Here is a 12,033-nt window from a genome sequence, read left to right on the forward strand (position 1 = left end):
CCAGCCGACACAGGCACAACCCTGATACCTCCAGATTTGGCCCCGGGGGCAGCAGCGGGAGCTGCCGAACCCAGGAGAGTCGAAGATGCCCGAAATTCCCAACTCTGAGCAGCTGAACCCCACGACCCGCGCCGATCTGAAAAATGTCATTTTCCTCAAAAATGAGATCAGTTCCCCACTCATTGAGGTCGGTGACTACACCTACTACGACAATGAGGGAACCAGGCCACCCTTCGAGCAGGCGAACGTCAAATACCTCTATGGGCCACAGAAGTTACGCATCGGCCGTTTCAGCAGCATCGGTCCGGGAAGCACATTTCTCATGCCGGGGGGCAACCATCCCATGGTCGGACCCTCGACCTACCCCTTCACCATGTTCGGCGGTACGTGGGCGGAGAACACCCTCGAAGAATTCCGGGAGATCGAGCAGCCCGGTGACACCATCATCGGCAATGATGTGTGGATCGGGAGGGAGGCCACCATCCTGGCGGGAATCACCATCGGGGATGGTGCGGTGATCGGAGCCCACAGTGTGGTCACCAAGAATGTCGCACCCTATGAGATCGTCGCAGGTAACCCCGCCGCGCATATCCGCACCCGATTCAACCAGGAAGACATTCAAAGGTTACTTGATGCCAGCTGGTGGGAATGGCCGGTGGAGAAGATCAGCGAGCATGCCGCCGTGATCATAGCGGGCACCCCGGAAGAGATCGAAGAACTTGCCCTGGGGGCTGAACTCCCTCAGGGACGCCCGTAGAGTTCGTACATCGTCGTACAGACCAGACGGTCAATGACCTCTCTGTTGGCACAGGCGGTCCAGAGTTCCCGCTCATAATCATTGGCGAAACCAGCTGGATTCGGATGCACGACCCGGGTCGGCGGCGGGGCCGTCACAGTCGTCGTCCCCGTTGCGACAGGGGGTTGGGTGGGTTTCGGCTTGGGAGTGGTGGCAGTGACACAGTCTGAAGGATCCGCCACCTGCTCCCCGGTGCCGGCACAACGGTAGGGCAGCTCCGGATCAGGCTCCCCACCCTGATCAGCACAGGCCGCTACGACGCGGCGCACCCCATCACTGAATAGTGCTTGGCCTTCAGCATCACAGGACCCCACCACAGTGGGTGCAACCGCACCGCTGACACCTGTACCAGAGCTGGCACCGCCCCCACCTTGGACCGGGGTGTCGCCAGCTGGCTGCTGAGCGGGTTCCTCAGGAAGAGCGGCCCCACTGGATTCTCCCGCTCCGGGCAGGGCGATGCGATAACCCTCGAAGAGCAGGGCCTGAGATTCTGCCGGCACAGCGAAGTTATCGGCGAAACGGGCCTCGGAGTTCTCATCCAGGCCGGTCAGCAGATACGCAAAGTCGGCATTGGCCGGATTATCGGCACAGGGCTGGTCATAGGAGGCCGGTTGCACCTCCCCAGCCTGGTCGATCGCCTCGGGGCTGGTGAAGATATGTGCTTTGCCATCAGCGGTGAGCCCGGAGCGCGCCTCGGAGTAAATGGTGATCACCCAGGTGTCCTGGGCCGGGGGTTCGGCATCGGGTTTGAGGCCGAATTCGCACTTTTCGGAGACCTGGATGTCGGTGATCCGGAATTCCACATCGCAGGGCTGGTCGACCGGGCAGCGTGCCGGTGCCCACTCCCCGAGGGGGAGGGTTACCGCGGTGCCCGTGCCCCCGGCGTCGTCAAGCGTTGCCGTGGAAGTGGATTCAGCACCATTCAAGGGGTCCTCGGGGGACTGGGTTGTGGCGCAGCCACCCAGGAGCAGACTGGCCCCAAGCAACGCGGGGATCCGTCTTCTCATGCGGACTGGTCCTTTCCAGGTGGGCCCCGCAGCTTTCAGACGTGTTCTGGCTAAAAGCTTCGGGAGGTTCATCGGAGACCTCAGATGGCGGAGCAGGTAACGCTTGGGGTCAGGGAACCGATGTCTCTTCTCAATAAAGTTACCTTCTCCTTCAGCGCCAGGTTTGTCACCCGCTCCCAAGGGTGAGTTTCAGGGGTGGAGGGGTGATCTAGAGTGGGGGCACCATGTCTCAGCAACCTGCCCATGATCCGGTGAAGATCCTGCGTTTCACCACCCAAGGAATCGTGCCCAACAGTCGGGTGCAGCTGTGGGAAGGACACAATGCACGTGCCCTGATTCCCCTGGACATCCGAACCCTGGATCAACGTCCGATGCAGGCAGCCGAAACCAATCTGCACCTGCCCTCGGTCCGGATGGCCACCGTTTTCGGTTCCTCACAGATCGTGGAACGCACCGAGTCCTTCATCAGTCAGAACCCCTCCGGGGTGATCGCCATCTTCTTCGCCACGGAGGGAGAAGCTTTTTTCTACCACCGGGGTGGGCATATCTCCATCAAACCGGGGCAGGCCGTGGTCTATGACGCAGACCGTCCTTTCCTCCGTGGCTTCAACCACGGTTTCCGCGAACTGGTGTTGACCATCCCGAGGGAGCGCTACCTGGAGATGGTGGGGCCCGAGGCCCCCGAGCTGCCCGTCGTCTTTGATTTCGGCCCCAGCGGGAGACAGGGGGAGCAGGCTCTGGCACGCCTGGTCCACACCACCTTGGAAAGCATTTCAGCAGGTAAAACACGGCATCCCGATCCCTCTGAGAATGGCACGGTGCCGCTTCTGGGAGTGGAGAACGAGACCTTGGAACTGATACGGCTGGTGCTCGGTGGTGCCGCCGGCAGTGAAGGCGGGTTGATCACCGCCGCCCGTCACCACATTGAATTCAACCTCAATGACAAGAATCTCAACCCGGCCCAGGTGGCCGCGGCCATCGGGGTGAGTGAAAGACAGTTGAGCCGACTATTCGCGGAGGCCGGAACCACGGTGGGGCGCTACCTGCTGCAGAAACGATTGGAATTGGCGCACCAGGCGCTGATCTCCCCCGAACAGGCCGGACTCAGTGTGGGGGAGATCGGCAAGCGTTTCGGCTTCGCCTCTCCCAGCCATTTTGGCCGCACCTTCCGGGAAAACTACGGGATGACCCCGCTGCAGTGCCGGAAGGAAGCCCAGCGCAGCCAGCTGGGTGGTTGATACCGGTCCGCCGCCCGCCAAGGGGAGACAGGCGGTCGTCGCAGTGCGGGAAATGGGGGACTGTCCGGCCGTTTCAGAACAAAATAGGGCCCGATTTATCCCCACAGGGACAGGTTCTGGTCTCATTCGGACCAAAATGTGATCCGACCCTCATTCTCGTTGTGGGCTTCGATACATTCATGTCAACGCCGAACGGGACGCCAACCGGAACCGGCCACAACTCTTAGAAATCATTCGCTGACCAGCGGAAAAGTTCCGCCGGTCAGTGCAGCTCAAGGGAGAATGACATGCCTGTTTTCAATGATGGAATCGCCGCCACCGAAGCCCCGGAGGACAACGGGGTCGTCAGCACCGATGTGCTGATCGTGGGTTCCGGTCCCGCCGGCGCCTCGGCCGCACTCTTCCTCTCGAACCATGGTGTGGGCAACATCATGATCACCAAGTACCGCTGGACCGCGAACACCCCGCGGGCACACATCACCAACCAGCGCACCATGGAGATCCTGCGCGACGCCGGGATCGAGGAGCAGGTGCTGGCCGAGGCCACCCCGCATGACATCATGGGCGACACCGTCTACTGCGAGTCCCTGGCCGGTGAGGAAATCGGCCGTCGCCCCACCTGGGGTTTCCGCCCGGATCGTCGCGCGGACTATGAACTGGCCTCCCCTTCCATGCCCTGCGATATCCCGCAGACCCTGTTGGAGCCGATCATGGTGGAAAACGCCACCAAGCGCGGCACCCAGACCCAGTTCTCCACCGAATACCTCTCCCACACCCAGGATGAGGAAGGCGTGAGCGTTCAGGTCCGCAACCGACTCAGCGGCCATGAGTACACCATCCGGGCAAAGTATCTGGTGGGCGCGGATGGGGCCCGTTCCCAGATCGCCGAGGATATCGACATCCCCTTCGAAGGCAAGATGGACATCGGCGGTTCGATGAACATCACCTTCAAGGCTGATCTGGCACACCTGGTTGCTCACCGCCCCTCCATCCTCTACTGGATCTTCCACCCCGGTTCCAACATCGGTGGCCTGGGCGCAGGCCTGATTCGCTGCGTGAAGCCCTGGAACGAATGGCTGGTCTGCTGGGGCTTCGACATCAACGGCCCCGAGCCGGTCCTTGATGACGAGGAAGCCAAGTCGATCGTCCGCAACCTGGTCGGCATCCCCGACCTGGAGATGGAGATCACCGGCTACTCCCTCTGGGGCAACAATGAGATGTGGGCGACCCACATGCAGAAGGGCCGCGTCTTCATTGCCGGCGACGCCGCGCACCGTCACCCGCCGAGCCATGGCCTGGGTTCCAACACCTCCATCCAGGATGCCTACAACCTGAGCTGGAAGCTGGCCGCGGTGATCAAGGGCCAGGCCGGTGAGGAACTCCTGGAAACCTACTCCACCGAGCGAGCCCCGATCGCGGAGCAGATCGTCAAGCGCGCCAACGGTTCCAGCCGGGAATACAAGCCGATCTTCGATGCCCTCGGTGTCACCGACGCCACCACCGATGAGGAGTTCGTGGAGAAGCTGAAGCTGCGCAAGGCACCGACCGCGGAGGGTGCGGCCCGCCGCACCGCCCTGCGCAAGGCACTGGATGACAAGGATTTCGAGTTCAACGCCCAGGGCACCGAAATCGGCCAGTTCTACCAGTCTGAGGCTGTGGTCTGTGATGGTGGTGGCCGCCCCGCACTGAACGAGGATCCCCTGCTGCACCACCAGAAGTCCACCTACCCGGGCCTGCGTCTGCCCCACGCCTGGATCGGGGACGCCACCGGCAAGCAATCCACCCACGATCTGGCCACCGGCACCGGTTTCACCATCTTCACCGGCATCAACGGTCGCGCCTGGGCAACAGCCGCCGAACAGGTGGCCAAGGACCTGGGCATCGAGCTCAAGGCCTTCGTCATCGGTGAGGGTGAGGAACACCAGGACCTCTACGGTGACTGGCTGCGCCAGCGTGAGGTCAACGAGGACGGCGTGATCCTGGTCCGCCCCGACAAGCACATCGGCTGGCGTGCACACAGCCTTGCCGAGGATCCCCAGCAGGCGCTCCACGCAGTGCTCTCCACGATCCTCAGCCGCGACGAGGCCACCAAGCTCAGCGAAGTGGAGCTCGCAGAACTGAGCCGCATCCCCGTCCCGGTGCAATAACCCCCGGCGCTTATCGACGTCCCAGACACAGCAGCACCCCCAGGAAGAAAAATCCTTCCTGGGGGTGCTGCCCGTTTGAGCGAAGTGTCTTAGTTCTTCGGGCCCGGCTTGGGCCGGGGGGTGCTCTTCTTGTTGGCTTCAGCCTGAACCTTCTTGGTGGTCTCATCGACCTCTTCGGCGGCTTCCTCATCAGTGATGGTGTCCGCCGCCTCAGCGTCAGCCTTGGCCTGTGCCTCAGCCTCTGCCTTTTCTTCCTTGGTGGGCTCAGCTTCCTCGGTTGCCGCAGCCTTGGTGTCCGCAGCGTCCTCTGCTACGTCGGGCTCTTCGGCAGCCTCGGTGTCCTCGACATCCTCGTCGCGACGGTGCTTGGCCAGCTGGTCATCCAGGGAAGCCAGCAGCTCCTCCTCGGACATCAGCTTGCCGGTGGCCGGAGTCTCACCTTCCGGGGTTTCGGTGGAGTAGACCAGGGTGGATTCCGGCTCCTGCGCTTCCTGCGTCGACTGCTCCGCTGCCTGATCCTGGTTGTTGTTGAGGACGTACTCCCGGACCTCCGGAACCTGGGTGCCCGGGGTCTCCTTGCCCTTGCGCAGGTACCAGAAGGCGGCACCGCCGAGCGCGGTCAGGATCAGGGCGAAGAGGGCGAAGATGCTGAACTTGTTGCCTCGGCGGGCCTTCTTGCCCTGGGCCTTGGCCTTGATGTGGGCGGCACGCTGATCAGCCTTCTTCTGTGCCTTCTTGCCCACCTTGGTGGCCTTCTTCACGCCAGCGGCGCGGGACTTGCGGGCGTCGGAGCTGAGCTCCTGGCCGCGGTCCTGGGCGTCGGCAAGCGCCTTCTCCAGGCGGGCGCGGGCGGCCTTGGTCACCTGGCCGGCTTCCCGCCGTGATTCCTCGAGCAGCTCACCGCTGCGCTCCTTGAGGCCCTCGACTCCGCCGAGTGACTCAGCTGCGGTGGAGAGGCGGTCGTAGGTCTCCAGTGCCTTCTCATCGCGGTACTTCTTGAACTGGTCATAGGCGGTCTGGGCGGCGGACAGGGCGACCTGCAGCGTGCTGATGTTCATGACTCTCCCTCAGGGTGTCGGTGAATCTGAAATGTTCTTCGTGCCCTCCAGATTAGCCATCCCAGCTGAATCCTGACCGGATATTGCTTGTGAATTGCCGGGAAGCTCTGGTGGGAGGCCACAGGTTACCGGCGGAGCAGCGGCATCTGGGCGGAATCTGGGGGAGGGGTGACGCCGGAATAAAGTGAAGAAAAACTCGCACCGGGATTTGCAAGATTCACTTTTCAGGCTGGACAGCTTGGTTCATTTCAGGTGGCGATCTGAGTCTTTGTCACCCTCTGCCCCGGAATTATATTCACGTTTTAAAAGTGTTGAAACCGCAGCTCAGCGGGTTAATAATTTGATACTATTTTTAAATTTCCTTGCGGTGTCGGGGTCCTGGGTTGCTACATTCAATCTCAATCCACTGCGGCACAGGAAGCCTCCTCAACGCCCTTGCAGTCCCTTGCCCCGGAATCCCGGGAAGCAAGCAGAAGACGCGAGAAGAAACCTTGAGGAGGCACCCATGAGCAGCCATGCCGATATGCTGAATGCCAATGCACACCAGAGGCGGCACAGCATGCTGAGCGGCGAAAAGCATCGCTTCACCCGCACCACCCGTGTCTCCGCCTCCGCCCCGCTGGATGATGACATCTTCAGCGGCATCGACAGCGAGAAATCCACCCCGGCACTCGACCCCACCGACCTGCTGGGCTGGGCACCCGGTGCCCGGCACCGCACCTCACTCTCCTTCGAGGTCATGCCCCCGCGTCATGACACCGATGAAACCAAGATCGAGAACCTGCTGGCCACCCTGGAGTCCTATGGCCCAGACTACCTGGCCGTCACCAGCTCCCTGCGTTCGGGCTGGCTGGAAGGCACCTCCAACTTCATCGCACAGATCGACCAGAACACCCGGATGCGCCCCCTGGCGCACCTGACCTGCACCGCAGGTCCCACCGAGGAACTGATCGGCTGGATCAACCGGCTGGTCGACTCCGGGGTCCGGGGATTCCTGGCCCTCCGGGGTGATTATCCGGAGGGTCAGACCGGGCCCGATCTCGGTCACCTGCCCTATGCCACTGACCTGATCCGCCTGATCCGCGACGTGGAGAAGCGCCAGGCAGCCCGCTTCGGGGCCGGCCGCCTGGCGGTGGGAGTGGCGGCATACCCCTCGGGGCATGCCGAATCCCAGAGCCATGATGAAGACATTGATGTGTTGTTGGCCAAGCAGCGTTGTGGCGCCGACTTCGCCATCACCCAGCTCTTCTTCGACGCCGAGGACTTCATCCGCTTCCGTGAGCGGGCCCGGTTGGCCGGGGTGAGCATCCCACTCATCCCGGGAATCATCCCGATCACGAGTGTGCAGCGGCTGCGCCGAATGGGCGGGCTCTCCGGACTGCAGGTCCCCGAGCGACTGATACGTCGCCTCGAGGCAGCCGATACCCCGGAGGGCCAGTACGAAATCGGCATGCAGGCAACCGCTGATCTGGCTCGGACGCTGCTTTCCGCAGATACCGAGAGCCTGCATCTCTACACCTTCAACCGACCAGACGTCACAGTAGAACTGCTCGACAGGATTGGAATCGCGCCGCGCACCAAGCGCCGCCAGCGAAGCTGAACCAAGTACCGGGAGCCCCCGCGAAAAGCAGTTCACGTCCCACCAAGACACACGTCCTAAACCGACATTTGTCACGGCTGTACTAATACAGCCGGACGGAACCTAAACTTTTGCGAAAGAGGGCACACCTGCCATGACCGCCATCAAGCACGTCCCATTCCCGAACGCCACCATCGAGGGCTACCCCCGCGTAGGGCCCAACCGTGAGCTGAAGAAGGCCCTGGAGTCCTTCTGGAAGGGCCGCATCGATACCGAGGCCTTCCGCTCCGCAGCACACAGCCTGCGCATCAACAACTGGGGCCGACTGGCTGAGCTGGGACTGAAGGAGGATTACGCCATCCCCGCGGATGCCGCCCTCTACGACCATGTGCTCGAGACCGCTGTCACCGTCGGCCTGCTCGGTGGGGACCACGCCGAGGTTGAGCTGGATGAGTTCTTCACCCTGGCCCGTGGGAACGCCGAGCGCGCCCCGCTGGAGATGACCAAGTGGTTCGACACCAACTACCACTACCTGGTGCCCGAGGTCGGCGATGACGAGGACTATCTCGCCCGCCCCCAGCGGTTGCTGGATCTGTTCAACGAGGCTGCTGAAGCCGGCCAGAAGGTCCGCCCCTTCCTGGTTGGACCGGTCACCCTGCTCGCCCTGTCCAAGCAGGCCGAGGGTGCCACCACCCAGCCGCTGGATCACCTCCCGGCCCTGACCAAGGTCTACGCCGAGATCCTCAAGTCACTGGCTGAGGCCGGTATCGAGTGGGTCCAGATCGAGGAGCCGGCCCTGGTTGCCGACCTCGGTGTCGCCTCCGATGAGGAACTGGCACAGCTGGCCCGCCAGACCTACACCACCCTGCTGGCCGAGGACGCCGCCCGCCCCGCCGTATTCCTCTCCGCACCCTACGGTTCCCTCAACGCCGGCCTGCAGGCCCTGGCTGATGTCCGCCCCGAGGCTCTGGGCGTGGACCTGGCGCCGCAGACCCTGAAGGATGCCCCGGACTACGTGGAGCGCATCATCGGTGCCGTCCAGCCGGGCACCCGCATCGTCGCCGGTGTCGTCGATGGCCGTAATATCTGGGCCGCTGACCTGCGTGAACGTCTCTCCGTCCTAGAGCAGATCAGCAACGCCGACCACGAGGTCTCCGTCTCCTCCTCCGTCTCCCTGCTGCACGTGCCGCACACCGTGGCCGTCGAAACCAAGCTCCCGGTGGATGTCGCCGGCTGGCTCTCCTTCGCCGATGAGAAGGTCGGTGAGGTCGCTGCGCTGAACACCGCGCTGCGTCAGGGCACCACCGCCGTGGGCGAGGCCTTCGCCCGTTCCGACCGCGCGGTGCGCACCCGCAATGAATCCGCCCGCACCCACAACGAGGCTGTGCAGGCTCGCGTTGCGAACCTGCCGAACGGCCAGGTCACCCGCCAGCCGGCTTACCCGGAGCGCGTTGAGGCACAGAAGGTGCTGAACCTGCCGAAGTTACCGACCACCACCATCGGTTCCTTCCCGCAGACCGCCGAGATCCGCAAGGCCCGCGCCGACCACCGCGATGGTGTCCTCAATGACGCGCAGTACACCGAGGCGCTCAAGGATGAGGTCAAGTCCGTCATCGAGCTGCAGGAACGCCTGGGCATTGACGTCCTGGTCCACGGTGAGCCGGAGCGCAATGACATGGTCCAGTACTTCGCTGAGCTGCTCGACGGTTTCATCGTCACCGAGAACGGCTGGGTCCAGTCCTACGGCTCCCGCTGCACCCGCCCCCCGGTGGTCGTCGGTGATGTCTCCCGCCCGAAGGCCATGACCGTCGAGTGGGCCCGGTACGCCCAGTCCCTGTCCGAGAAGCACGTCAAGGGCATGCTGACCGGTCCGGTCACCATCCTGGCCTGGTCCTTTGTGCGTGATGACGTCCCGCTGTCCGTCTCCGCCGACCAGATCGGCGTCGCCCTGGCAGACGAGGTCCGTGACCTGGAGGAAGCCGGCATCAAGATCATCCAGATCGATGAGCCCGCCCTGCGTGAGCTGCTTCCCCTGCGTGCCGAGAACCGCCGGTCCTACCTGGACTGGGCGGTCCGTTCCTTCCGCCTGGTCGCCGCTGAGGCCCAGCCGGAGACCCAGATCCACACCCACCTGTGCTACTCCGAGTTCGGCCAGATCATCGAGGCCATCAATGACCTGGATGCCGACGTCACCTCCATCGAGGCAGCACGTTCCCGCATGGAGCTGCTCGGTGACATCGAGGAGAAGTTCACCTCCGGCATCGGCCCCGGTATCTATGACATCCACTCCCCGCGCGTACCGGAGGTCGCTGAGCTGGTCGAGCTGCTGACCGCCGCCGCCAAGCATGTCCCGGCTGAGCGACTCTGGGTCAACCCGGACTGTGGCCTGAAGACCCGTGGCTACGAGGAGACGGAAGCTTCCCTGCGCAACATGGTCATCGCCCGTGACCACGTCGTGGAGAATGTCCCGCTCAAGGAGACCGTGCGCAACTAACACTCCTTATATATAGGGAGGCGCTGGAATTGAAGTTGCCAAGGGGGGTGCCGGAACCTGAGAAAAGGTTCCGGCACCCCCTTGCGGTGTTTCCCGACACCGCTTTTCGACGCCCCGCAGGGGCCCATGGCTGTCAGAATATGAACCCTGGGGGCATTCTTCCCCCACGGGATTGCATGTAGTGCCCCACAGCTGGGCTGCCTTCACTAGTATGGAAGCCATGACTTTGAAGACCGCTACTGCAACTCTGCACACCAACCGTGGTGACATCATCATCGAGCTCTTCGGCAACCACGCACCCCAGACCGTTGAGAACTTCGTCGGCCTGGCTGACGGCTCCAAGGAGTACAAGACCGAGAACGCCAAGGGTGGCAACACCGGCCCCTTCTACGACGGTGCGGTCTTCCACCGCGTCATCGACGGCTTCATGATCCAGGGCGGCGACCCGACCGGCACCGGTCGTGGCGGCCCCGGCTACATGTTCGCTGATGAGTTCCACCCCGAGCTGCGTTTCGACCGTTCCTACCTGCTGGCCATGGCTAACGCCGGCCCGGGCACCAACGGCTCTCAGTTCTTCATCACCACCGGCCCGACCCCGCACCTGAACAACCACCACACCATCTTCGGTGAGGTCGTTGACGCGGAGTCCCGCAAGGTTGTCGATGCCATCTCCACCACCCCGACCGACCGCATGGACCGTCCGACCGAGCCGGTCGTCATCGAGTCCGTGACCATCTCGGAGTAGTTCTCCACCCCTTGTAATTTCGGCCCGCGGGCCCCCCTGGCACAGTCCTTTGTGACTTCCTGCCCAGGGGGACGCGGGCTATTTTCATATCCGCTGAAAGGACGCACCCCGACGTGAGCGACTGGTTGGCCCGCTATTACCGGCAGGCCCCCGTGAACGCCATATTCATGCTGACCGCCCTGGCGTTTTATGCAGTCACCCTGCTGCAGTCCAGGTCGCTCACCAACAGCCTCCACGGCTCCTCATTTGGCGATGCCCTGGTGCTCTGGGGCCCAGCGGTGATCGCCGAGGATTTCGGTGTGCTGCGGGCGCTGGGATTCAACTTTCTTCACCTGGACCTGGGACACCTGGCGGTCAATCTCTTCATCATCCTGCTCATGGGCAGGGAAGTGGAGGGCTTTTTCGGCAGTCTCCGTTATGCCCTCATCGTTCTGGCTGGGGGTATCGGCTCTGCCGCGGCGATCCTCTGGATGGATCCGCTCGCCCCCACCGCAGGGGCCTCTGGAGTCGCATTCGCCCTGATGGCGGTCTTCGTCGCGGTATGTATCCGAAGGCAGGTGGACCTGCGGGGTCCCATCGTCCTCATCCTCATCAACGTGCTCTACACCTTCATCGCCGCCGGAGTGTCCTTCTGGGGGCATGCTGGCGGCCTGCTTACGGGGGTGATGATGGCGATTATTCTGTTGCACCGCTCCCCACGAGTTCAGCTGGCAGGAATCATGGGCGTGCTCCTGTTGATGATGGTTCTTCTTTTCAGTTGGAAGCTGAATCTGGGAGCGCTGCTCCTCGTGCTGGGATGAAAATAACTTCTTTACAGGATTTACATGGGCCGGGTGTGAACCCGGCTTTTTTGTGTCCTACCTCACATGATGCTGGGGCCTGGGGATAACTTCGGCGTGTTATCCACTGTTTTTCCCGAGGAGAGGCGGAGCCGAGTTATCCACAGGACTTATCCACACTGTGGATAAT

At 62.7% G+C, this 12,033-nt stretch carries 8 protein-coding genes and 1 pseudogene; 7 read left to right on the plus strand and 2 right to left on the minus strand.

Translation table 11 applies throughout. The features are described 5' to 3' along the window. Positions 1-430 precede the first annotated feature (430 nt). Positions 431-673, plus strand: a pseudogene (locus COCCU_RS14895) (CatB-related O-acetyltransferase); the annotation flags it as partial. A gap of 68 nt (positions 674-741) precedes the next feature. Here COCCU_RS14895 and COCCU_RS00100 read toward each other — a convergent pair. Beyond that, positions 742-1,803: a hypothetical protein gene (locus COCCU_RS00100; RefSeq protein ID WP_156229608.1), complete on the minus strand. Its 1,062-nt coding sequence runs from the start codon at positions 1,801-1,803 to the stop codon at positions 742-744. A gap of 224 nt (positions 1,804-2,027) precedes the next feature. On the opposite strand from COCCU_RS00100, the gene COCCU_RS00105 reads away from it, so the two are divergent. Continuing rightward, positions 2,028-3,041, plus strand: coding sequence for a helix-turn-helix transcriptional regulator (locus COCCU_RS00105; RefSeq protein ID WP_156229609.1), 1,014 nt, complete (start codon positions 2,028-2,030; stop codon positions 3,039-3,041). A 287-nt stretch (positions 3,042-3,328) separates the two neighbouring features. Then, positions 3,329-5,188 (plus strand): FAD-dependent oxidoreductase, encoded by a 1,860-nt coding sequence (locus COCCU_RS00110; RefSeq protein WP_156229610.1) that lies wholly within the window; start codon positions 3,329-3,331, stop codon positions 5,186-5,188. Positions 5,189-5,277: 89 nt separating this feature from the next. On the opposite strand, the gene COCCU_RS00115 is transcribed toward COCCU_RS00110, so the two are convergent. Next, a complete protein-coding gene (locus COCCU_RS00115; protein ID WP_156229611.1) occupies positions 5,278-6,246 on the minus strand; it encodes a hypothetical protein in 969 nt (322 codons plus the stop codon). Positions 6,247-6,805: 559 nt separating this feature from the next. On the opposite strand from COCCU_RS00115, the gene COCCU_RS00120 reads away from it, so the two are divergent. The 4 genes from COCCU_RS00120 to COCCU_RS00135 all read left to right on the plus strand — a co-directional run bounded on the left by COCCU_RS00120 (position 6,806) and on the right by COCCU_RS00135 (position 11,864). Beyond that, entirely contained in the window at positions 6,806-7,846 is a 1,041-nt protein-coding gene (locus COCCU_RS00120; RefSeq protein ID WP_156232429.1) for a methylenetetrahydrofolate reductase, read from the plus strand. Between the two features lie 133 nt (positions 7,847-7,979). Continuing rightward, complete coding sequence (metE, locus tag COCCU_RS00125; protein ID WP_156229612.1) at positions 7,980-10,319, plus strand: 5-methyltetrahydropteroyltriglutamate--homocysteine S-methyltransferase; 2,340 nt, start codon at positions 7,980-7,982, stop codon at positions 10,317-10,319. Between the two features lie 211 nt (positions 10,320-10,530). Beyond that, positions 10,531-11,064: a peptidylprolyl isomerase gene (locus COCCU_RS00130; RefSeq protein ID WP_407924147.1), complete on the plus strand. Its 534-nt coding sequence runs from the start codon at positions 10,531-10,533 to the stop codon at positions 11,062-11,064. Between the two features lie 113 nt (positions 11,065-11,177). Then, positions 11,178-11,864: a rhomboid family intramembrane serine protease gene (locus tag COCCU_RS00135; protein ID WP_156229614.1), complete on the plus strand. Its 687-nt coding sequence runs from the start codon at positions 11,178-11,180 to the stop codon at positions 11,862-11,864. The last annotated feature ends 169 nt before the right edge of the window (positions 11,865-12,033 follow it).

Source organism: Corynebacterium occultum (assembly GCF_009734425.1).
GTDB classification, from domain to species: Bacteria; Actinomycetota; Actinomycetes; order Mycobacteriales; family Mycobacteriaceae; genus Corynebacterium; species Corynebacterium occultum.